At 62.3% G+C, this 22,190-nt stretch carries 23 protein-coding genes; 10 read left to right on the top strand and 13 right to left on the bottom strand.

Features of this window, described 5'->3' with window-relative positions; genetic code table 11:
• Positions 1-1,919: aconitate hydratase (locus ACEK02_RS03545; protein WP_371420413.1), on the bottom strand; the 1,919-nt coding region annotated here is incomplete at its 3' end.
• A 228-nt stretch (positions 1,920-2,147) separates the two neighbouring features.
• On the opposite strand from ACEK02_RS03545, the gene ccmA reads away from it, so the two are divergent.
• The 6 genes from ccmA (at position 2,148) to ACEK02_RS03515 (ending at position 5,566) form a co-directional block, all read left to right on the top strand.
• Complete coding sequence (ccmA, locus tag ACEK02_RS03540) at positions 2,148-2,750, top strand: heme ABC exporter ATP-binding protein CcmA (protein WP_371420412.1); 603 nt, start codon at positions 2,148-2,150, stop codon at positions 2,748-2,750.
• Positions 2,747-3,424, top strand: coding sequence for a heme exporter protein CcmB (gene ccmB, locus ACEK02_RS03535; protein WP_371420411.1), 678 nt, complete (start codon positions 2,747-2,749; stop codon positions 3,422-3,424). Before ccmA ends, ccmB begins: the two co-directional genes overlap by 4 nt.
• A 123-nt stretch (positions 3,425-3,547) precedes the next feature.
• Positions 3,548-4,285, top strand: coding sequence for a heme ABC transporter permease (locus ACEK02_RS03530; RefSeq protein WP_175369272.1), 738 nt, complete (start codon positions 3,548-3,550; stop codon positions 4,283-4,285).
• Positions 4,285-4,464, top strand: a complete 180-nt coding sequence (ccmD, locus tag ACEK02_RS03525) for a heme exporter protein CcmD (RefSeq protein ID WP_371420410.1) — start codon at positions 4,285-4,287, stop codon at positions 4,462-4,464. Before ACEK02_RS03530 ends, ccmD begins: the two co-directional genes overlap by 1 nt.
• Positions 4,461-5,039, top strand: coding sequence for a DsbE family thiol:disulfide interchange protein (locus tag ACEK02_RS03520; RefSeq protein WP_371420409.1), 579 nt, complete (start codon positions 4,461-4,463; stop codon positions 5,037-5,039). Before ccmD ends, ACEK02_RS03520 begins: the two co-directional genes overlap by 4 nt.
• A gap of 155 nt (positions 5,040-5,194) precedes the next feature.
• Positions 5,195-5,566 carry a ComEA family DNA-binding protein gene (locus tag ACEK02_RS03515; protein WP_371420408.1) on the top strand — a complete coding sequence of 124 codons (372 nt, stop codon included), beginning with the start codon at positions 5,195-5,197 and terminating at the stop codon, positions 5,564-5,566.
• A 75-nt stretch (positions 5,567-5,641) separates the two neighbouring features.
• On the opposite strand, the gene ACEK02_RS03510 is transcribed toward ACEK02_RS03515, so the two are convergent.
• On the bottom strand, positions 5,642-6,547 hold the full coding sequence (locus tag ACEK02_RS03510; protein ID WP_371420407.1) for a LysR substrate-binding domain-containing protein: 906 nt from the start codon (positions 6,545-6,547) through the stop codon (positions 5,642-5,644).
• A gap of 234 nt (positions 6,548-6,781) precedes the next feature.
• On the opposite strand from ACEK02_RS03510, the gene katG reads away from it, so the two are divergent.
• Together katG and ACEK02_RS03500 are read left to right on the top strand one after the other, a co-directional pair.
• Positions 6,782-8,959 carry a catalase/peroxidase HPI gene (gene katG, locus ACEK02_RS03505; protein WP_371420406.1) on the top strand — a complete coding sequence of 726 codons (2,178 nt, stop codon included), beginning with the start codon at positions 6,782-6,784 and terminating at the stop codon, positions 8,957-8,959.
• Positions 8,960-9,123: 164 nt separating this feature from the next.
• The gene (locus ACEK02_RS03500; RefSeq protein ID WP_371420405.1) at positions 9,124-9,729 is read left to right on the top strand and encodes a glutathione S-transferase family protein; all 606 of its coding nucleotides are present in this window, start codon (positions 9,124-9,126) and stop codon (positions 9,727-9,729) included.
• 107 nt (positions 9,730-9,836) lie between these two features.
• Here ACEK02_RS03500 and fabV read toward each other — a convergent pair whose 3' ends face one another.
• The 3 genes from fabV to fabA form a co-directional block, all read right to left on the bottom strand.
• Positions 9,837-11,009 (bottom strand): enoyl-ACP reductase FabV, encoded by a 1,173-nt coding sequence (fabV, locus tag ACEK02_RS03495; protein ID WP_371420404.1) that lies wholly within the window; start codon positions 11,007-11,009, stop codon positions 9,837-9,839.
• A gap of 25 nt (positions 11,010-11,034) precedes the next feature.
• Positions 11,035-12,261 (bottom strand): beta-ketoacyl-ACP synthase I, encoded by a 1,227-nt coding sequence (fabB, locus tag ACEK02_RS03490; protein ID WP_371420403.1) that lies wholly within the window; start codon positions 12,259-12,261, stop codon positions 11,035-11,037.
• Positions 12,262-12,343: 82 nt separating this feature from the next.
• A complete protein-coding gene (fabA, locus tag ACEK02_RS03485) occupies positions 12,344-12,883 on the bottom strand; it encodes a bifunctional 3-hydroxydecanoyl-ACP dehydratase/trans-2-decenoyl-ACP isomerase (protein WP_371420402.1) in 540 nt (179 codons plus the stop codon).
• A 328-nt stretch (positions 12,884-13,211) separates the two neighbouring features.
• Here fabA and irrA point away from each other — a divergent pair, with 328 nt between their 5' ends.
• Positions 13,212-13,679: an iron response transcriptional regulator IrrA gene (gene irrA / locus ACEK02_RS03480; protein ID WP_371420422.1), complete on the top strand. Its 468-nt coding sequence runs from the start codon at positions 13,212-13,214 to the stop codon at positions 13,677-13,679.
• Positions 13,680-13,702: 23 nt separating this feature from the next.
• Here the strand turns inward: irrA and ACEK02_RS03475 are convergent, their stop codons facing one another.
• Together ACEK02_RS03475 and ACEK02_RS03470 are read right to left on the bottom strand one after the other, a co-directional pair.
• Positions 13,703-14,455 carry an SGNH/GDSL hydrolase family protein gene (locus tag ACEK02_RS03475; protein WP_371420401.1) on the bottom strand — a complete coding sequence of 251 codons (753 nt, stop codon included), beginning with the start codon at positions 14,453-14,455 and terminating at the stop codon, positions 13,703-13,705.
• Between the two features lie 41 nt (positions 14,456-14,496).
• Complete coding sequence (locus tag ACEK02_RS03470) at positions 14,497-15,024, bottom strand: SH3 domain-containing protein (protein ID WP_371420400.1); 528 nt, start codon at positions 15,022-15,024, stop codon at positions 14,497-14,499.
• Positions 15,025-15,248: 224 nt separating this feature from the next.
• Here ACEK02_RS03470 and ACEK02_RS03465 point away from each other — a divergent pair, with 224 nt between their 5' ends.
• Positions 15,249-16,250, top strand: a complete 1,002-nt coding sequence (locus tag ACEK02_RS03465) for a 2-hydroxyacid dehydrogenase (protein WP_371420399.1) — start codon at positions 15,249-15,251, stop codon at positions 16,248-16,250.
• Between the two features lie 71 nt (positions 16,251-16,321).
• Here ACEK02_RS03465 and ACEK02_RS03460 read toward each other — a convergent pair whose 3' ends face one another.
• The 6 genes from ACEK02_RS03460 to ACEK02_RS03435 form a co-directional block, all read right to left on the bottom strand.
• On the bottom strand, positions 16,322-17,077 hold the full coding sequence (locus ACEK02_RS03460) for a tRNA (guanine(46)-N(7))-methyltransferase TrmB (RefSeq protein ID WP_371420421.1): 756 nt from the start codon (positions 17,075-17,077) through the stop codon (positions 16,322-16,324).
• A gap of 77 nt (positions 17,078-17,154) precedes the next feature.
• A complete protein-coding gene (locus ACEK02_RS03455; protein ID WP_068730045.1) occupies positions 17,155-17,571 on the bottom strand; it encodes a helix-turn-helix domain-containing protein in 417 nt (138 codons plus the stop codon).
• A 266-nt stretch (positions 17,572-17,837) separates the two neighbouring features.
• Positions 17,838-19,442: an apolipoprotein N-acyltransferase gene (lnt, locus tag ACEK02_RS03450; protein WP_371420398.1), complete on the bottom strand. Its 1,605-nt coding sequence runs from the start codon at positions 19,440-19,442 to the stop codon at positions 17,838-17,840.
• Positions 19,439-20,554: a hemolysin family protein gene (locus tag ACEK02_RS03445; protein WP_371420397.1), complete on the bottom strand. Its 1,116-nt coding sequence runs from the start codon at positions 20,552-20,554 to the stop codon at positions 19,439-19,441. Before ACEK02_RS03445 ends, lnt begins: the two co-directional genes overlap by 4 nt.
• A 1-nt stretch (position 20,555) precedes the next feature.
• Positions 20,556-21,068 (bottom strand): rRNA maturation RNase YbeY, encoded by a 513-nt coding sequence (gene ybeY / locus ACEK02_RS03440; protein WP_371420396.1) that lies wholly within the window; start codon positions 21,066-21,068, stop codon positions 20,556-20,558.
• Positions 21,069-21,133: 65 nt separating this feature from the next.
• Entirely contained in the window at positions 21,134-22,189 is a 1,056-nt protein-coding gene (locus tag ACEK02_RS03435; RefSeq protein WP_371420395.1) for a PhoH family protein, read from the bottom strand.
• Between the last annotated feature and the right edge of the window lies 1 nt (position 22,190).

Raw genomic sequence — 22,190 nt, 5'->3', positions numbered from 1 at the left:
TAGGTCTCGCTCTCGACCGTCTTGATCTTGCGCCAGTTGGTGTCGCCCTTGAACACGTCGGCGTACTTCTTCTTGAAGATCGTCGAGGTGACGTATTTCTTGATGAAGGCGTTCACTTCCTTCGTGGTGGGCCAGATGTCCTTCAGATAGACCGGCTTTCCGTCCTTGCCTTCGCCGATAGGCTCGACCGCGAGGTTCCTGGTCACGGTGCCCGCGAGCGCATGGGCAACGACCAGCGGCGGTGAGGCGAGATAGTTCGCCTGGACGTCCGGCGAAACGCGGCCTTCGAAGTTGCGGTTACCCGACAGCACGGCGGCGCCGATGATGCCGTTGTCGTTGATCGCCTTCGAGATCTCGGGCGGCAGTGGGCCGGAATTGCCGATGCAGGTGGTGCAGCCGAATCCGACCAGGTTGAAGCCGACCTTGTCGAGGTCGAGCTGCAGGCCCGAATTTGCGAGATACTCGGCGACGACCTGGGAGCCGGGGGCCAGCGAGGTCTTCACCCACGGCTTGGCCTTGAGGCCCTTGGCGACCGCGTTGCGCGCCAGCAGGCCGGCGGCGATCAGCACCGAGGGATTCGAAGTGTTGGTGCAGGAGGTGATGGCGGCGATGACCACGTCGCCATGGCCAAGATCGAAGTTCTTGCCTTCAACCGCGAAGCGACCCGAGGTGTCCCCGGTCTTCTTGTATTCGCTGGTCATGGCAGCAGCGAAGCCATCGGCGATCGCGGGCAGTGCGACGCGGCCTTCCGGACGCTTCGGACCGGCCATCGACGGCACGACGTCGCCGAGGTCGAGGGTCAGGGTCTCGGTGAACACCGGATCGGGCGACTTGGCTGTGCGATAGAGGCCCTGCGCCTTGGCATAGGCGGACACGAGCGCAACGCGCGGGGTCTTGCGGCCGGTGGTCTTGAGGAAGTCGATGGTTTCGGAATCGACCGGGAAGAAGCCGCAGGTCGCGCCGTATTCCGGAGCCATGTTGGCGATGGTCGCCTTGTCGGCAACCGACAGATAATCGAGGCCGGGGCCGTAGAATTCGACGAACTTGCCGACCACGCCCTGCTTGCGCAGCATCTGGGTGACGGTGAGCACGAGGTCAGTGGCGGTGACGCCTTCCTTCAGTGCGCCCTTCAGCTTGAAGCCGACCACGTCGGGCAGCAGCATCGACTGCGGCTGGCCGAGCATCGCGGCTTCCGCCTCGATACCGCCGACGCCCCAGCCGAGTACGGCGAGACCGTTGACCATCGTAGTGTGCGAATCGGTACCGACCAGCGTGTCAGGGTATGCGACTTCGAAGGTGCCGGTCTTCCTGCCGACCGTCATCTTCTGCTTCTTGGTCCAGACGGTCTGGGCGAGATATTCGAGATTGACCTGGTGGCAGATACCAGTGCCGGGCGGCACGACGGAGAAGTTCGAGAAGGCGCTCTGGCCCCACTTCAGGAATTCATAGCGTTCCTTGTTCTGCTTGTACTCTTCGGCGACGTTCTTGCCGAACGCCTTGTTGTCACCGAAGAAGTTCACGATCACCGAGTGATCGATGACCAGATCGACCGGGACCAGCGGGTTGATCTTCTTGGGGTCGCCTTTCAGCGCCTGCATCGCGTTGCGCATCGCCGCAAGATCGACCACCGCTGGGACGCCGGTGAAGTCCTGCATCAGCACGCGGGCCGGGCGGAACGAGATTTCATGCTCAAGCTTGCGCTTCTTCAGCCACTTCGAGAAGGCGAGGATGTCGTCTTTCTTGACGCTACGACCGTCTTCATTGCGCAGCAGGTTTTCGAGCAGCACCTTCATGGAGTAAGGCAGCTTCGAAATGCCCTTCAGACCGTTTTTTTCGGCTAGCGGCAGGCTGTAGTAAACATAGGTCTTGGCGCCAACCTTGAGGGTCTTCTGGCATTTGAAACTGTCGAGCGAGGTCATGTGAAGGGGTCCCAATTCAGTTAACTGATACCCGGCAAGAGGTATCAAAACACCGTCGTCGAGGAGGCCGGTTTGCTTGAGGCGCCGATTGTGTGCTGCATCAAGTTCCGGCTTATAGAATCTTTCTAGAGACGCCGCCACACCGACAATCGTTTGCAGCCCTGCGAAATAGTGCAACAACGCGGCGGCGACTTCTGAACCAAATCAGATGGTCATGGAAGGGTTAAGATGCGGCTCTCGGGGCGCAATTTGAGATGCCTGCGGGGTGGCCGCGAAGTCTTCGCCGGACTGGACTTCGATGCCGCGGCAGGCGAGGCCGTGGCGGTCGTTGGCCCCAACGGGGCAGGCAAAACCTCATTGCTGCGGTTGATAGCCGATCTGCTGGTGCCGGCTGCGGGCATCATCACCCTTGAGGGCGGCGACAGCGAAATGACCCTCGCCGAACAGGCCCATTATCTCGGTCACCGCGACGCCATGAAGCCGGCTTTAACGGTGACGGAGAACCTGACCTTCTGGGCGGAATTTCTCGGTGGCACGCCGGCCGATCCGGCCGCGTGTATTGCAGCGGTGGGTCTCTCTCATGCCGCAGGGCTGCCTGCGGGCTTCCTGTCGGCCGGCCAGCGCCGCCGGCTGTCGATTGCGCGATTGCTGACCGTCCGCCGGCCGATCTGGCTGCTCGACGAACCGACTGCAGCGCTTGATCTCGCCAGCCAGCGTGTGTTTGCAGGGCTGATGACCGATCATTTGGCCACTGGTGGTTTGATCATCGCCGCGACCCACGGCCCGCTCGGCATCCCCGCGCGAGAACTGCGCATCGGGGGCGAGGCGTGAGCGCTCTCGGCGCGTTGATTCGTCGCGACATTCGCATTGCCGTCCGCGTCGGCGGCGGGGCGCTGATCGGCGTATTGTTTTTCCTCACGGTCGTGGTGCTGATGCCGTTCGCGCTGGGCCCCGATCTGGCGCTGCTGGCGCGGTTGGGGCCGGCAATCTTGTGGCTCGGGGCGCTGCTGGCCAGCCTGCTCACCCTCGATCGGCTGTTCACCGCCGATCATGACGATGGCTCGCTGGATCTCATCCTGATGAGCCGGACGCCGCTGGAACTGGCCTGCGCCGCCAAGGCCCTCGCACACTGGCTGGCCGCCGGCGTGCCGCTGATCGTCGCCACGCCAGTGCTGGGACTACTGCTCAATCTCGATGGTCCGGCGACGCTGGCGGTGGCGGTGACGCTGCTGGCGGGCACGCCGGCACTGACCTTCACGGGCATGATCGGTGCTGCCCTGGCGGTGACGTTGCAGCGCGGAGGCCTGCTGCTGGCCGTTCTGGTGCTGCCGCTCTCGATCCCCGTGCTGATCTTCGGCGTCGCCGCCTCAAATGCGGCCATCGCCGCGCCCGAGGGCGGCATGTCATTCTCGACGCCGTTCTCGATCCTTTGCGCGTTGTCGCTGGCGAGCCTTGTGATCGGGCCTTTTGCGGCGGCGGCGAGCCTGCGACATGGACTGGATTGAGACGGTTGGAATAATCACGACAGGCTGAGACACTGGATTGACCTGGGTCAACTCGTCGCGAGCTGTGTTGAACGAGAATAAGTTGCATTGATCGCGGACAGAGCCGCGACTATTGGAAATGCCATGACGTTGACCGAACTCGCCAATCCCACCCGGTTCCTGTCGCTCGCCACCCGCATCCTGCCGTGGCTGGCGATGGCGACGGGCATTCTGCTTGCGATCGGCCTGTATCAGTCGGCGATGGCGCCGGACGACTATCAGCAGGGCGCCACCGTCAAGATCATGTTCATCCATGTGCCGAATGCCTGGCTCTCGATGTTCGTCTGGGGCGTCATGAGCGTGGCCTCGCTGGGCACGCTGGTGTGGCGGCATCCGCTCGCCGATGTCGCAGCAAAGGCGGCGGCGCCGATCGGTGCCGCCTTCACCTTTCTCGCGCTGGTTACCGGATCGCTATGGGGCCGGCCGATGTGGGGCACCTATTGGGAATGGGACGCCCGACTGACCTCGGTGCTCATCCTGTTTCTGATGTATCTCGGCCTGATCGCGCTGTGGCGCGCAGTGGAAGATCCATCGCGTGCGGCGCGCGCTGCAGCGGTGCTGACGCTGGTCGGTGCGATCAATATTCCGATCATCAAGTTCTCCGTGGACTGGTGGAATACGCTGCATCAGCCGGCGTCGGTGATGAAGATGGGCGGCTCGTCGCTCGACAAGTCGTTTCTGATCCCGCTGCTGGTGATGGCGGTGGCGTTCTCGCTGCTGTTCATCACGTTGCATCTCGCCGCGATGCGTAACGAGATTCTGCGGCGTCGATTGCGTGCGCTGCAGATGCTGCAGGCCTCGAAGCCGGTGGCACTCCCGTGATGGCGCTCGGTCCGTACGCATCCTTCATCGTTACGTCTTACGTGCTGGTCGCGGCTGTAGTGCTGATCCTGATCGTCTGGATCGACATCGATCATCGCCGCGTCCGCGCGCGGCTGCATGAGCTAGAGTCTTCGGGGGTGGCGCGGCGTTCGGGCCGCGGCGCGGCGGATCTCACATGACGTCGCAAGCCGCTCCGAAGCGCCGCTGGGTGCTGGCACTGCCTCTGCTGATCTTTGCTGCTTTGGCGGCGCTGTTCTGGTTTCGGCTCGGAGCCGATCCGGCGAAACTTCCCTCGGCATTGATCGGCCGCGCCGCGCCGCAGACGACATTGCCGGCGCTGGAAGGCCTCGCGGAGCGCGGTGCGCCTGTGCCGGGTCTCGATCCCGCAGCATTCAAGGGCAAGGTCAGTCTCGTCAATGTCTGGGCATCGTGGTGCGTGCCATGCCATGACGAGGCGCCGCTGCTGACGGAGCTCGGCAAGGACAAGCGGCTGCAGCTAGTTGGCATCAACTACAAGGATTCGCCGGATAATGCCCGGCGCTTCCTCGGCCGTTATGGCAATCCGTTCGGCATCGTCGGCGTCGACGGCAATGGCCGCGCCGCGATCGAATGGGGTGTCTATGGCGTGCCCGAGACCTTCATCGTCGGCCGTGATGGCCGCGTCGCCTACAAGATGGTCGGCGGCATCACGCAGGAGAATTACGAGCGCGTGCTGAAAGTCGAGATCGACAAGGCGCTGCAGGCGGGGTCGTAAGTACAGTCTTCATCTGAAGAAGCCATCTCAACTACCAAAACACTACCAAAATAAGTTTCAGCTTTTATCTGCGGTTCATTTTCGCGCCATGGCGTCGCCATGAATCCGCAGCTAGCTTGGTTGCGTTACTTAACCGTCCTTGGAGGGACAAACCGATGCGCCATTTCAGATTTGCTACTTTGACCGCTGCCGCTCTCACTCTGGGTCTGCTCGCATCCGCGCCGTCGATGGCGCAGTCGCCGCAGCCCGCTGCTCCCGCCGGCAAGATGGCGCCTGCTGATTCCAAGATGGCACCCGCGGCGACCAAGACGTCTCCGACGGCGGGCGCGAAGGTTGAACTGCTCGATCTCAACTCCGCCAGTGTCGAGGCGCTCGAGGCACTGCCGGGTATCGGCAAGGCCTATTCGGCGGCGATCATCAAAGGCCGCCCGTATAAGGGTAAGGATGAACTCGTGCAGAAGAAGATCGTGCCCGAAAAGACCTATGACGGCATCAAGGACAAGGTGATCGCCAAGCAGAAGAGCTGAGCGCGAGCGCCTCACTCATCCGAAAACGCATCGGCGCAGCCGCGCCGGTGCGTTTTCTTTTGCGGCCGATCTCGGTCAGCCGATAACGCTGTCCTTCACCACATCGCCCAATGCGGCGAAGTCCGCCTTGCGCGGCGACGTTCGACGAAACGCCAGGCCGATGGTGCGGCCGGGCTGCGGATTCTCCAGCCGCAGGAATTTAACGCGCTGGTCGCGCTGCTCGACGTCGGCGGCGATTTGCGGGATCAGCGTGACGCCATAGCCGCTGGCAACCATCTGCATGACGGTGGAGAGGCTGGACGCGGCGAAGGCCATGCCGTTGCCGCCGGACTGATGGCCGCGCGCTGCGGTGGCGCAGAAGGCCAACGCCTGGTCGCGCAGGCAGTGGCCGTCTTCCAGCAGGATCAGCCGGCTCTGGTCGATCTCCATCGCCTTGATGCGTTTGTCGGCAGGGCGGGGGTCGTCTGCCGGCACCGCCAGTAGGAACAGATCGTCGAATAGCTTGGCCGTGTCGATCTCGGACTCGCCAAGCGGCAGCGCCAGCATCGCGGCATCGAGTGCGCCTGACTTGATATCGTCGACCAGTTGCTTGGTTTGCGTCTCACGCAGCTCCAGCCGCAATTCCGGAAACTGTTTCTGCAGCACCGGCAGAATCCGCGGCAGCAGATACGGCGCAAGCGACGGGATCACGCCGAGCGTCAACCGTCCGGTCAGCAGCCCGCCGCGGTGCCGTGCAAAGTCGACCAGATCGCGCGAAGCCGCGAGCACGTCTTCACCGCGTCGCGCTACTTCGCGCCCCACATCGGTCAGCATCACCTCGCCAGGCCGGCGCTCCACCACCTGCACGCCCAGTGTCCGTTCGAGATCGCGTATCTGCATCGACAGCGCAGGCTGGGTGACGTTGCAGGCCTCGGCCGCGCGGCCGAAATGGCCATGTTTGGCGAGAGCGGCGAGATAACGGAGCTGGCGGAGCGTAATCATGAATCATCAGATAAACTGATCGAGGAGCGAAGACAATTCGACTGGACCTGATCTGAGAATTCTTCCAATCTCCCGTCACGAAGTCCGACTAGGATAAGCGCCAGGCTTGCCAAGGAATTCGGCAGATAATTGAAATTAAACAGCTTTTGGAAAGTTTGAGCGGTCCTTTGGTGGCAATCCGGCGTGCCGGTGCCCGGGATGGCTCATGTTCCAAACGGCCAGAAGGAGAGACTGATGGACACGACGAATGAGAATGGCGCCGGCAAGTGCCCGGTTGCGCACGCCCCCGCTGTCAGGACTAACCGTGACTGGTGGCCGAACAAGCTGGACCTGTCGATTCTCCACCAACACTCGTCGCTGTCCGATCCGATGGGCGATGCGTTTGACTACCCCGAGGAATTCAAGAAGCTCGACTACGAGGCACTCAAGAACGACCTGCGTAAGCTGATGACCGATTCGCAGGACTGGTGGCCCGCCGATTTCGGCAATTACGGTCCGCAATTCATCCGCATGTCGTGGCACGCCGCCGGCACCTACCGCCTGAGCGACGGCCGCGGCGGCGGCGGTCGCGGTCAGCAGCGTTTCGCTCCGCTCAATTCCTGGCCGGACAACGTCAACATCGACAAGTCGCGCCGCCTCCTGTGGCCGATCAAACAGAAATACGGCAACAAGATCTCCTGGGCCGACCTGCTGATCCTGACCGGCAATGTCGCGCTGGAGACCATGGGTTTCCGCACCTTCGGCTTCGCGGGTGGTCGTGCCGACGTCTGGGAGCCTGATCAGGACGTGAACTGGGGTCCCGAATCCAAGTGGCTCACTCACCGACCGCTCGACAAGTTCGAAGCTCCACTCAGCGCCACGGAAATGGGTCTGATCTACGTCAATCCGGAAGGCCCCGGTGCCAATGGCGACCCGGTGTCTGCCGCCGCCTTCATCCGCGAGACCTTCAAGCGCATGGCGATGAACGACGAGGAAACCGTGGCGCTGATCGCCGGCGGTCATACCTTCGGCAAGACCCATGGCGCTGCGCCTGAGTCTCACAAGGGTCCGGAGCCTGAAGCTGCCGGCCTGGAAGCACAGGGCCTGGGCTGGGCAAGCAACTACGGCACTGGATCCGGTGCAGACGCCATCGGCAGCGGCATCGAAGTCACCTGGACGCAGACGCCGGCGCAGTGGAGCAATTTCTTCTTCGAGAACCTGTTCAAGTACGAATGGGTGCAGACCCGCAGCCCCGGCGGTGCGATCCAGTGGGAAGCCAAGGACGCCGAGGAAGTGATCCCCGACGCGCATGATCCGTCGAAGAAGCGCAAGCCGACGATGCTGACGACGGATCTGTCCCTGCGTCTGGACCCGGCCTATGAGAAAATCTCACGCCGCTTCCTGGAGAATCCGCAGGCCTTCGCTGAAGCTTTTGCCCGCGCCTGGTTCAAGCTGACCCATCGCGACATGGGTCCGCGCGCGCGTTATCTCGGTCCGGAAGTGCCCAAGGAAGAGTTGATCTGGCAGGATCCGATCCCCGCGGTCGATTATCCGTTGGTCGATGATGCCGACGTCTCTGCGCTCAAGGCCAAGCTCCTGGCCTCCGGTCTGACCGTGTCGGAATTGGTCAGCACGGCCTGGGCTTCAGCCTCCACCTTCCGTGGCGGCGACAAGCGTGGCGGTGCCAATGGCGCGCGCATCCGTCTGGCCCCCCAGAAGGACTGGGAGGTCAACCAGCCGGCTCAACTGGCCAAGGTGTTGCAGGTGCTCGATGGAATCCGGAAGGAGTTCAACGCAGCGCAATCCGGTGACAAGCAGGTTTCGCTTGCCGACCTGATCGTCCTCGGCGGCAGCGCGGCGGTCGAGAAAGCCGCGAAGGATGCTGGCCTTGATGTGACCGTCCCGTTCTCTCCGGGACGCGGCGACGCCTCGCAGGCACAAACCGACGTCGAATCGTTCGAAGTCATGGAGCCGGTCGCGGACGGGTTCCGTAACTACCTCAAGGGCACGTCGGCGGTGCCGGCCGAAGTATCCCTGGTGGATCGCGCGCAATTGCTGACGCTGACCGCTCCGGAAATGACGGTTCTCGTCGGCGGCCTGCGCGTACTCGGTGCGAATTCCGGGCAGTCCATGCGTGGTGTCTTCACCAAGACGCCGGAGACGCTGACCAATGACTTCTTCGTCAACCTGCTCGACATGGGCACGGAGTGGAAGGCGGTCGACGGCTCCAACGATGTGTATGAGGGACGCGATCGCAAGAGCGGCGAAATCAAGTGGACCGGCACGCGCGTCGATCTGGTCTTTGGTTCGCACTCGCAGCTTCGTGCCCTTGCGGAAGTCTATGCAAGCGCCGACGCCAAGCAGAAATTCGCCAAGGATTTCGTGGCGGCCTGGACCAAGGTCATGAACGCCGATCGCTTCGATCTGGTGTGATAGATACCTGACCGTAAAGTCGAAGCCCTCGCGACATCGTCGCGGGGGCTTTTTCTTTTCAGGGAACGTGGTCGAATGCGCGACACGACCGTCAGCGCAGCCCTTGCACCCTCGTCCGAATCTGCGCACAAAAGGGAAATAATTCTGCCTAGGGAGAATTTGCGATGATGAAGCTCTACTGGTCGCCACGTTCGCGCTCATTTACCGCATTGTGGCTGATGGAAGAGACAGGCGTCAGCTACGAGCGTGTGCTGACCGACATCACTACCGGTGCGCAGCGCACGCTCGAATTCCTGACGGTCAATCCGATGGGGAAAGTACCGGCGCTGCAAGACGGCGAAGCGACCATGGCGGAAGCTGCCGCGATCTGCACTTACGTGGCCGAGCGCTACCCGGAAGCCAGGCTGGCGCCGCCGGTCGGTGACCCGCATCGTGCAAAATATCTCTATTGGCTGTTCTTCGCGCCGAGCTGTATCGAACCGGCAATCGCGCAGATCGCAACCAAGATGGAATTGAGTTCGGTGGCCGCCGGCTGGGGCGACGCACAACGCGTTTTCGATGTGCTCGAAGCGGCGCTGGAAACCGGCCCCTGGATTCTCGGCGAGAAGTTTTCCGCAGCCGATATCGCCATCGGCTCCGGACTGAATTTTGCGGTACGCACCTTCAAGATGGTGCCGTCGCGCCCGGCTTTCGATCGTTACCTCGATCGCTGCAGTGCGCGCCCGGCATTCCAACGCGCGCAGGAATATGCGTCGGGCGAGAAAATTTAAGCGATATGCCGCCACGCACTCCCGTCATCCTTCGAGGTCACCAAGTGGTTCGCACCTCAGGATGACGGCGGAGTTGGGGTGCGGCACCGATTTGCTGTCGTCGTGTTTTAAGCCAGGACGACGCGAGGATCGACATCCTGTGCGTAGTCGATGCCGTCGATGCCGAATCCGAACAGGCGCAGAAACTGGCTCCTGAAGCCCGGCAGGTCGGCCAGTTCGCCCAGCGTTTCAGTTGTCAGCAGCGGCCATCGCCGCAGAACTTCCGCCTGCACCTCAGGCGACAGCTCCCAATCGTCGAGACGGATGCGCTGCGCCTCGTCGAGATCGACGTTCGGGCCGAGACGCGTGCGGAACAAGCGGTCGATCTGTTCGATGCAACCTTCGTGGTGTCCAAGTTGCTCCATCACCTTGAAGAGCACCGTTCCGTAGAGCGGCACCACCGGGATGGCCGAGCTGGCCTGGGTCACGACGGCCTTCAGGGCCACGACGCGCGCGGCATCCTTGCCGAGCCGAGCCCGAAGCTCTTCGGCTTTTCGGTCGAGATCGACCTTCGCCCGCCCCAGCGTCCCGTTCCAGTAGATCGGCCATGTCAGTTCGCTGCCGATATAGGTGTAGTTCAGCGTCTGGAAGCCGGGTGCCAGAACGCCGGCATCGGAGAGTTGATCGATCCAGCGCATCCAGTCGTCGCCGCCCATCACCGCGACGGTCGCGGCTGCTTCTTCTTCGCTGGCCGGTGTGATGGTCGTCTCGTAGACCTCGCCGGTTTCCGTATTGAGTGTCTTGATATCGACCGGCGCGCCGAGCGGCTTGATCGCCGAGCGATAGATTTCTCCCGTGTCGGGATCTGTCCGTGTCGGAGCGGCCATGCTGTAGACCAGCAAATCGATCTGCCCGAACGTCTCGCGCACGCTGTTGATGAAGTCAGTCTTCATCGCGTCCGAGAATGCGTCGCCCTCCAGTGTGACAGGTGAGCGCCCGATCTTCCTCGCTTCGATCTCGAACGCGCGATTGTTATACCAACCAGCGGTGCTGGTTCGCTTTTCCGTCGGAGGGCGCTCAAACGACACGCCGATGGTCTCGGCGCCGCCAGCGAAGGTCGCGACGATGCGGCTCGCCAGACCGTAGCCGGTCGAGCAGCCCAGCACGGCGACGCGTTTGGGGCAATTTGCGATCGTGCCCTGTTGCGTCACATAGGCGATCTGCTCGCGGACATTCGCGGCGCAGCCGGCCGGATGTGCCGTGGTGCAGATGAAGCCTCGCACGCGCGGTTCGATAATCATGGCCGCTCCGTTTACAGATCGCAGTTCAGGCGTCCATCCGCTTGAAGACCAGCGTCGCGTTCGTCCCGCCGAAGCCGAACGAGTTCGACAGCACGGTGCCGACCTTCACATTGTCGATGCGCTTGCGCACGATCGGCATGTCGGCGAACACCGGATCGAGTTCGGTGATGTTGGCGCTCTCGCAGATGAAGCCGTTCTGCATCATCAGCAGCGAGTAGATCGCTTCCTGCACGCCGGTGGCGCCGAGCGAATGGCCGGTCAGCGCCTTGGTCGCCGAGATCGGCGGGCACTTCTCGCCGGTGCCGAACACGTTGCGGATCGCCTGCATTTCCGGCGGGTCGCCGGCAGGCGTCGAGGTCGCGTGCGGATTGATGTAGTCGATCTTGATGCCGCCGGTGGTTGCCAGCGCCATCTTCATGCAACGCTCGGCGCCTTCGCCTGACGGAGCCACCATGTCATAACCATCGGACGTTGCGCCGTAGCCGATGATTTCGCCGTAGATCTTCGCGCCGCGCGCTTTCGCGTGCTCATACTCTTCCAGCACGACAACGCCGGCACCGCCGGCGATGACGAAGCCGTCGCGGCTGACATCGTAGGGACGCGACGCGGTGGCCGGCGTGGCGTTGTACTTCGACGACATTGCGCCCATGGCGTCGAACAGCACCGAGAGCGACCAGTCGAGTTCTTCGCATCCGCCGGCGAAGACGACGTCCTGCTTGCCCCACTGGATCATCTCATAGCCATTGCCGATGCAATGGTTCGAAGTCGCGCAGGCCGAGGAGATCGAATAGTTCACGCCCTTGATCTTGAACCAGGTGGCGAGCGTCGCGGATGCGGTCGAGGACATCGCCTTCGGCACCGCGAACGGACCAACGCGCTTCGGACCCTTGGTGCGGGTGATGTCGGCGGCTTCGACGATGGTGCGCGCGGAAGGTCCGCCCGAGCCCATGATGATGCCGGTGCGCTCGTTCGAGATGTCCGACTCTTCGAGGCCGGAGTCCTGGATCGCCTGCTCCATGGCGATGTGATTCCATGCGGCGCCTTCGCCGAGAAAGCGCATCGCGCGGCGGTCGATCACATCGGCCGGATTGATGGTCGGTGCGCCTTGCACCTGCGAACGGAAACCGAGCTCTGCGTATTTGTCGGCGCGCGTGATGCCCGACTTTGCCTCATGGAGGCTCGCAAGCACTTCCTGAGTGTTGTTTCCGATAGATGAGACAATGCCCATCCCCGTGACGACAACCCGCCTCATGATCGCCTCGCCCTTTGAACTACGTTGTTGTGGAACTGACGGTCGCCCCCTCGGAGACCGCCGTTGAATAGCACCCGGTAGATTACGTTCCCGGCTGCAATGCGGCAGGTGCTTCCTGCTTGAACAGGCCGACCTTCAGGTCCTTGGCGCGATAGATAATCTCGCCATCGGCCGAAAGCGAGCCATCGGCAATCCCCAACCACAATTTTGAACGCATCACGCGCTTGATATCGATGGTGTACACGACCTTCTTGATGTTCGGGAGAACCTGGCCGGAAAACTTCAGGTCGCCGAGGCCGAGCGCGCGGCCGGGGCCGATGCCGCCGGACCAGCCCAGAAAGAATCCGACCATTTGCCACATGGCGTCGAGACCAAGGCAACCTGGCATCACCGGGTCGTTCTTGAAGTGGCAGGCGAAGAACCAGAGATCCGATGTGACGTCGAGTTCGGCGCGCACAAGACCTTTTCCGAATTCGCCGCCATCGGCCGTGATCTCGGTGATACGATCGAACATCAACATCGGCGGCAGCGGTAATTGGGCGTTGCCGGGCCCGAACAGCTCGCCGCGGCCGCAGGCCAGCAGGTCTTCATATGCGTAGCTGTTGCGTTGTTCCTGGATCATGCCGGCTTTCTGGGTCCATTGACGGTCGTGGCAACCTTGGAATGGAGTCGCCACATATAGAATTGTTCCAAATGTCGCGGGAACTTGCCCGGTTGGGCGCTCTCTATCATAGGCTTATGAGGTGGCAAAGCGGAGGATCGCCCGCTTTTGGCGGGTTATTGACCATGTTGCGATGCACTGCGGAAGCATCCCTTCTGATGCATGGCTCCTAGTTGCGAAAACCTTGCATCTGAGGCCTCGACTTTCTATAATAGAAGCTAATTCAGTGTTCTTTTTGAGTGTAAACGGCAGGATTACTGACGTGGATATGAGCGACAGCATTTCAGTTATGGATGACGCAGCTGCGGTTGCGGAAATCAATCATGGCCGTCAGCCGGCTTTGACTGGTTGCCCGTGGCATGACGTCAACGAGATGCTGCAGTCGGTCGGCCTGCGTCCCACCCGTCAGCGCATGGCGCTGGGTTGGCTGCTGTTCGGCAAGGGCGCGCGTCATCTCACCGCGGAAATGCTTTACGAGGAAGCAACCCTCGCCAAGGTGCCGGTGTCGCTGGCAACCGTCTACAATACGCTCAATCAGCTCACGGATTCCGGCCTGCTCCGTCAGGTCAGCGTCGATGGTACCAAGACCTATTTCGATACCAACGTGACCTCGCATCACCACTACTATCTCGAGAACAACCACGAGCTGGTCGATATTCCGGACCAGAACCTCGTGCTGACCAAGATGCCGGAAGTCCCCGAGGGCTTCGAGATCAGCCGCATCGATATGGTCGTTCGTCTGCGCAAGAAGCGCTAACGGCCTCATCCAAAATTTTGAAGTTATTTGCGCCGCCGGACCGTTTTCGGCGGCGTTTGTGCGCCAGCTGCAGCCGTTGTCACGATAGCGCGGGCGAGGGCGCGGCCGGTGCATTCGTAGCCGGCTGCGGAATTGTGCAGTCCGTCCCAGGCGGTCAGCGCGCCCATGGAGAGCCCTGCATCCATTGCACGGCGCATCAGCTCGAAGCGTGAGAACAGCGGCACGCGTTCCTGCCGGGCGGCGTCAGCTATGCTTCTCTGCATCTTGGAATATTGCGATGCGAGAATGACCGGCGCGTATTGCTGATCCATCAGGATCACGTCGGCGCCATCAGCCTTAAGCAGCCGGATACCTTCGGCGATCCTGCCGGTCAGGGCGTCCGCGCTTTGCAGCCAGGTCACGTCATTGGTGCCGATCTGCCAGATCACCAGATCCGGGCGATGCGCCAGCACATCGCGGTCAAATCGCGCGATATTGCCGGGAATCGTGTCGGCGTTCCGCCCGCTATTGACGACATCCAGCCGCAGGTCTGGTTTCAGGCGCTTAAGCTCGCTCAGCAGTCTGCCGGGATAGGTCATGGCGGGATCGGACTGCCACAGGCCGAGCGTCGAGGACGAGCCTATGGCGACGATCTTGAGCGGGCCATTGGCTTTCAGCGCAGCCGCGGTGCGCGGAAGGGTCGCATCACCAGACAGCCGTTGATCCACCGTCAGGCAGATTTCAGCGGCGGATTGCGCGTCAGCCGGGCCGGACCATGACAGCGCTGCAACGGCCATCACTGCGCCGGCGCAGGCCAGGTTCTTGATGCGGGATGCGCTCAGTTCACCTTCTCGTCGGCATAGACGCCCCATAGCCGCTGCTGTTCGATCCAGCCGTCGAAGCCGTTGCCAATCACCCGGCACCAGCCATTGTTGCAGCGCTTCACCTGCGCCACCACGCCGGCCTGCAGCCGCGCTGCGACGGCGCTGGTGGCATCAGGATTGTCATAAATTGAGGCGAGCTCGTCCTTGGATTTCATGGTTACGACCGCGGTACGGCGGCCGGACAGCAGCGAATGATAGACCCAGCCCTCGGCGCCCTCGGAATCGCGCACACGGCGCCAGTTCTCGTATTCGGCGGTGATCTCCACCGGCAGGCCGGAGCGGGTATAGACCCAGGCGACATCGTTGTCCTTGGTGGGGCCGGCGCGGACATTGACGTGATCCGACTTGAGGCTGACGTAGCGCGGCACCGGCAGCCCGCTGGCGCCCAGCGGCGTGTCCTTGGCGGCCAGAACCGGATCAATGGCCGCAACGATCAGGGTGACCGCCGTCAACACCGCATACGCAAACCGCCGGAACGCCATCAACCCCACCTCAACCCATTCCAAGGAACGCAACTGTCGCCGCGCCGCACGCGCCCGTTGGGTTCTTGTTTTGGCTTGGTCTTCTGCTAGAGAGGACCCAAGGCCAAGGCACCTAAAAGGGTGTCGGGGAACCCGAGGAAACGGTGAATTCGCGGCTGCGGCAGTTTCGAACAACCGGGTTAATGCGGACTGAACGGATTAGCCAAAGCGCGAGTGAGCAGGACATGTCGGTCAAGAAAAAGCCTCTCGTCATCGTCACGCGCAAGCTGCCGGATTCCGTCGAGACCCGCATGCGCGAATTGTTCGACGCGCGCATCAATCTCGACGACATACCGCTGACGCCGGAGCAACTGGCCGAAGCGACCCGTACCGCCGATGTGCTGGTGCCCACCGTCACCGACGAAATCACCAAGGAACTGCTTGAGCATCCCGACTGCAAGCTCAAGCTGATCGCCAATTTCGGCAATGGCGTCGACAATATCGACGTCGTCGCCGCCCACGCCCGCGGCATCACCGTCACCAACACGCCGAAGGTGCTCACCGAGGACACCGCCGACATGACCATGTCGATGATCCTCGCGGTGCCGCGCCGGCTCATCGAGGGCGCCTCGATTCTCACCGAGGGCAAGGACTGGCAAGGCTGGTCGCCGACCTGGATGCTGGGCAAGCGGCTCGGCGGCAAGCGGCTCGGCATCATCGGCATGGGCCGGATCGGCCAGGCCGTGGCGCGCCGCGCCCGCGCCTTCGGGCTGCAGATCCACTATCACAACCGCAAACCCGTGGCGCCGAAGATCGCCGAAGAACTCGGCGCAACCTATTGGGATTCGCTCGACCAGATGCTGGCGCGCATGGACATCATCTCGGTGAACTGCCCGCATACGCCGGCAACGTTCCACCTGTTGTCAGCACGCCGGCTCAAGCTGATCCGCAAGGACGCCTATATCGTCAATACCGCGCGCGGCGAGGTGATCGACGAAGAGACGATGATCAAGCTGATCGAGTCGGGCGACATCGCCGGTGCCGCGCTCGACGTGTTCGAACATGAGCCCGCAGTGAGTCCGAAGCTGGTGCGGCTCGCGCGCGCGGGCAAGGTGGTATTGTTGCCGCATATGGGCTCGGCGACCATCGAAGGCCGTGTCGAGATGGGCGAAAAGGTCATCATCAACATCCGCGCTTTCCTCGACAATCACAAGCCGCCGGATCGTGTGCTTCCGAACATGCTGTGAGTCGTCGTCCGTAGCCGGATGGAGCGCTCCTCGTAGGATGGGCAAAGTGCGGCGCGCCCTTCCTGCGGCTTCTAGCTTTTTCGAAAAATCAAATACGCCGCGATGCGGCCCTCGCGCGTGGCTTTGCGGCCATAGCGCGTCATGGTGTAGTTCGGCCATGGCAAACGCCAGTCGTCGGCGCGCTCTGCGGTCCAGATGAAATCCGGCGACCGTGACACATGCCAAAGCGTCCACGCGACGTAATCCGGAATGTCATGCACAAAACGAAATTCGCCTGACGGTTTCAGCACGCGCGCCATCGCAGCCAGTGTCGCATCCTGCACGAAGCGGCGCTTCCAGTGACGCTTCTTCGGCCACGGATCCGGATGGATCAGGTCGATGCGTGACAGCGATTGCGCCGGCGCCCATGTGAGAAGTTCAGCAGCATCGCCGGCGACGAGGCGAATATTGCCGATGTTCTGCGCTTCGATCTGCGTCAGAATCTTCGCCATGCCGTTGATATAGGGCTCGCAGCCGATGAAGCCGATATGCGGATGCGCCAGCGCTTCAGCGACCAGATGCTCGCCGCCGCCGAAGCCGATCTCCAGACGTACGGTCTCGACATCAGTACTGAACAATGTGCGGATATCGTCAGGCGCTGGATGGGCGATGTCGACCGTGAGTGCCGGCAACAGCGTCGCCATCAGGTCGGCCTGATGGTCGCGCAGCTTGTGGCCCTTGCGGCGCCCGAAGAACGAGCCGGTGTAGTGGCCGCTCTCGGCAGGCGTGGACGCACCCGCGTCAGCGGGGGCGTCGTGATCATTGGTGCTGGAATTGGCTGTGGTCATCGCGCGCGAGTGATACAGCCGAAACGCCATTGGCGCCATCAGGCGCGACGACGATTTTCCGTTGAAATACCGTGATTCTAGCGCTGATCGGGGGCTTCGCGCGAAGCGATCTGCTCGACCAGGTCGACAATGCTGCGGCGGAGCTTGGCATCGGTGATGCGCGTGAACGCGCGGGTCAGAGCGAGGCCTTCGGAGGTGGCGAGGAAGTCGGAGACGTAGGCGGGCGACGACGCTTCGGCGAAGCCTTCGCCGTTGTGGATCGCGCCGGGGCCGCCTTCGAACAGGAACGAGACGGGGACCTGCAGGATTTCCGAAATCTGCTGCAACCGGCTGGCGCCAACGCGGTTGGTGCCCTTCTCGTATTTCTGGACTTGTTGAAACGTCAGACCGAGGGCTTCGCCCAGTTTTTCCTGACTCATGCCGAGCATAATGCGCCGCATGCGCACACGGCTGCCGACATATTTGTCAACAGGATTGGGCGCTTTCGTCGACATCTCAATTACTCCTGGATCACATCAAGGGAGACGGATCATGCGTGGCAATCCGTCATTTAGGGCGGCTTCGGTTGTAACCAAAGGTATCCTGGGGATTATAACAACCGCACAAATTTTCCTAAGCGGAAAATTTAAGCCACGACGCTCAAATTCTCAGTATTTGAGAAATAAAGGTTACAAAGCTAGCTTAAAAAGCAATCACATCGGGAGGGTTGTTCGGTAGGCGGCGAAAGCTAGCTCGCAAACTATATCAAATGCTTCAAGCATCAAGCTAGTGGCGTACGCCGCCGAACGGCGAAAATGATCGCCAGCGCGACAAACATCGCGGCCGGAACATCGCCGATTTTCGAGTAGACCGTCGGCGAAATGGCCGCTGGCAACCCCGAATCCAGTACGCCTTCGACACCGAGATCGAGCCGCGCGATCAGCCGGCCGACAGGGTCGACCACGACGGAAATTCCGGTATTCGCAGCGCGAACCAGCGGCAGGCCTTCCTCGATGGCGCGGACGCGGCTTTGCTGCAGGTGCTGATAGGGGCCTGTGGAAATCCCGAACCAGCCATCATTCGTGAGATTGACGATCCAGCCCGGCCGATCGTTACGCGTGGTGATGTCGTCCGGGAAAACCGCCTCGTAGCAGATCAGCGGCAGCATGCGTGGCGCGCCGGGAATGTCCATCGGCTTGCGACGGGTGCCGGGAATGAAGCCACCATGGACTTTGGTCAATTGCTGGAAGCCGATCTTCTCCATGAAGCTCTGGAACGGCAGATACTCGCCGAACGGCACCAGATGAAGTTTGTCGTAGGTCGAGAGAATGCTGCCGTCGTGGTCGATCACATAGATCGAATTATAGGCCTGCGTGATGCGCACGCCGAGCGGCGCATCGGGCGGGCGCACGGCGCCGGTGACCAGCACGGTGCCCTTCGGCAGCAGGTTGGCAATCTGCGCCATCGCATCGGGTTCGCGGGACAGGAAGAACGGGAATGCCGATTCCGGCCAGATCAGGATATTGGCTGCGCCGACGCCTGAATTCTGCGGACCGGTCGCGCGGTCCGACAGCGCAAGATATCTGCTCATGACATCCGCCTTGGCGGAATAGTTGAAGCGCGTGTCCTGCGACAGGTTCGGCTGCATGATGCGCAGCTTCACATTGGCGACGAGCTGTGTCGGCGTGCGCGACAGCCGGGCCATGCCATAGGCTCCCATCACGACGAGCAGCACCAGTGCAAGCGCTGGCGCCAGCCACGGCCGCTGCGTGCGCGCGCGTGCGTCGATCAGCACCGCAGGCGATGCAAAGATCGCCACGGTGACAAATGTTAGTCCCCACAGGCCAATCAGCGATGCGCTCTGCGCCAGCGCGAGCGGTTCGGTGAGTGCGTAGCCGAAGGCATTCCAGGGAAAGCCCGTCAGCACATGGCCGCGCAGCCATTCGCCAATCGTCAGGCTGGCGGCGAGCGCAAAGATGCGGCTGGCATCCTTGGTCCAGAGCAGACGGGCCAGCGCGAAACCGATCGCGGTAAACAGCGCGAGATAGGCCGGGAGGCCGCCGATCGCGGCAGGCAGCAACCAAGCAAAGGTCTGTGCGTCGACGAGGAAGGCGTAGCCGATCCAGTACAGACCCGGCACGAAATAGCCGAAGCCGAACCACCAGCCCGCCATGGCGGCGGCGGGAATGCCCCGCATCTTGCCGGCCGCAGCGCCGTCGATCAGCCAGACCACGACGGGGAAGGTGAGAAACAGTACCGGCCACGCGTTGAACGGCGCCATTGCCAGCGACGACACAGCGCCCGCCAGCAGGGCGATACCTGCGCGCTTCCAACCCCATGCGAGAATGATGCTGAGTGCGACAGAGCGCAGGCTGCGTGATGTCACCGTGTACCCGCGCTGTCGCCTGACGGAGGCGTATTCAGATTGTCATTGGACGGGGCCGCGCCGGGCTCCGGCGGTGCGTCGCGGCGTCGCGGTTCGCGGGCGCGCGGCGCAGGCCGCTCCTTGCGGGGGCCGACGCGCAGTCGTTTGACGCGGCGCGGATCGGCATCGAGCACTTCGATCTCGAAATTGCCGGGGCCGGAGATCACTTCGCCACGGACCGGCAGGCGGCCGACATGGGTGACGAGATAGCCGCCGAGTGTCTCGACTTCCTCGCCGTCCTCGCCGGTCTCGAATTCCTCGCCGATCATGGCGCGCACGTCATCAAGGCTGGCGCGTGCATCGGCGATGAAGCTATCGCCCTGCCTGACGATGGACGGTGGTTCGTCGCTGTCATGTTCGTCATCGATCTCGCCGACGATCTGCTCGACAATGTCCTCGATGGAAACGAGGCCGTCGGTGCCGCCATATTCATCGACGACGAGTGCGAGATGGATGCGTGCCGCCTGCATCTGCGCGAGCAGATCGATAGCGCGCATCGATGGGGGCACGTAAAGCAGCTTGCGGATGATGCCGGTCTCGACGACGGTTTGCGCAAGATCGACAGAGCGAAGGTCGAGGCCTGCGGGTAGCACCTTCTTGCGCTTGGCCTTGGATGGCACCTCGATGCGTGCACGTGCGGTCATGTAGGCCAGCAGGTCGCGGATGTGGACGATGCCGACGGGATCGTCGAGGGTTTCGTTGAAGACGACGAGGCGCGAATGGGCTGCGCTCTCGAACAGGCCCATGAGTTCGCCGAGCGAGATGTCCTGCTTCACCGCGACGATATCGGCACGATGTATCATGACATCGGCGATGCGGCGCTCGTTGAGGCCGAGAATGTTGCGCAACATCGTGCGCTCGATGGCGGAGAAGCCGGTCTCGTCCGGCGCGGAGGCGTCGAGCACGACTTGCAGGTCGGCGCGCACGGAGCCTGGCTTCCAGCCGAACAGCGAGCGGATCGCGCGGGTCAGCCAGGTCTCCGACGTCGGGCGCATGACCTCGCCGTCGTGAACCACCGCAGGCAGGTTGCTTGAGGTCTTGGAATGATCGCTTCTAGTGTCGCCGTCCGGCATCTCAGGTCACCCGATCCTGATCTGCATAGGGGTCCGGGATTCCCAGCGTCGCCAGGATCTCGCGTTCCAGCGCTTCCATCTCTTCGGCTTCATCGTCCTTCTCATGGTCGTAGCCGACCAGATGCAGGAAACCGTGAATGGCGAGATGGCTGAGATGGTTGGCGAAAGTCTTGTCTTCCTCGTCAGCCTCGCGCCGCGTGGTCTCGTAGGCGATCGCAATGTCGCCGAGCATGCGCGGCATGTCGTCAGGCTCGTCCGCGCCTTCCGGTGGTTGCAGCGCCGGGAATGACAGGACATTGGTCGGTTTGTCGATGCCGCGCCAGTTCTGGTTCAGCGTGCGAATGCCGGCGTCGTCGGTGAGCATGATGGCGAGTTCAGCGTCGGCCGTATCGGTATCGACCATGGCGGCGGCGGCTTCGATGGCGCGGTGAATCACGGCGTCGGCATCGGCCTCCGCGGACCAGCAATCGGCGACAACAAGAACCTCTGTCGCGGGAGATGAATAGGTCGGCATCGGTATCGAACTTCTTTCGCGAACGGACCCGATCCCGGCTCCGTCGTCAGCGTATGAGTGTGTCATCAGGTCTTGGTGGCAGCCGCCTTCTGCGGCGTTCCTTCGTAAGCAGCAACGATGCGAGCCACGAGTTCGTGGCGGACCACGTCTTCGCCGGTGAATTTCACCTGCGAGATGCCCTGCACGCCGTCGAGCAGACGCGCGGCTTCGGCAAGACCCGAGGTCTGGCCGTTGGGCAAATCGACCTGCGAGGGATCGCCGGTGATGATCATGCGGCTGTTTTCGCCGAGGCGCGTCAGAAACATCTTCATCTGCATCGATGTGGTGTTCTGCGCTTCGTCGAGGATGATCGCGGCATTGGTCAGCGTGCGGCCGCGCATGAAGGCGAGCGGTGCGATTTCGATTTCGCCGGTCTGCAACGCGCGCTCGACAATGCGCCCGTCCATCAGGTCATACAGCGCGTCGTAGATCGGGCGCAGATAGGGATCCACCTTCTCGCGCATGTCGCCGGGTAGAAAGCCGAGACGTTCGCCGGCTTCCACTGCGGGGCGCGACAGGATGATGCGATCGACTTCCTTGCGTTCGAACAGCATCGCGGCCTGCGCGACCGCGAGCCAGGTCTTGCCGGTGCCGGCGGGCCCGATGCCGAAAACCAACTCGTTGCTTCTCAGCGCGCGAATATAGGCGTCCTGCGTCGCGGTGCGGGCACGCACCGGACGCTTGCGCAGATTGATGGTGTCGAAATTCGAGGCGGCTGTCTTCGAGCCCTTGGGGTCGAACGGGAACAGCGTGCCCTGTGCCAGCGTAGCGCGGATCGTGCCCTCGACATCGCCGGGGGCAAGATCCTGGCCCTGCACGGCCTGCGCATAGAGTGTTTCGAGCACACGCCGGGCTGCATCGCAGGCGTCGCGGGTACCGGTGAGGGTGATGTGGTTGCCACGGGAGTCGACGACGACATTCAGTCGGCGTTCGATGATCGCGAGGTTCTGCCCGTAGGGGCCGACCAGCGAGGAGGCCGCCCGGTTGTCATCAAAGTCGATGACGACCTGCGTCTCGGCCTGCGGTGGAGTATCGAGTTTACGAACAGCGAGCGTAGACGAATCCGATGCGCTTTTGGCCAAG

Source organism: Tardiphaga sp. (assembly GCF_041424195.1).
Classification (GTDB): Bacteria; Pseudomonadota; Alphaproteobacteria; order Rhizobiales; family Xanthobacteraceae; genus Tardiphaga.
This window is presented reverse-complemented; position numbering and strand designations above follow the sequence as displayed.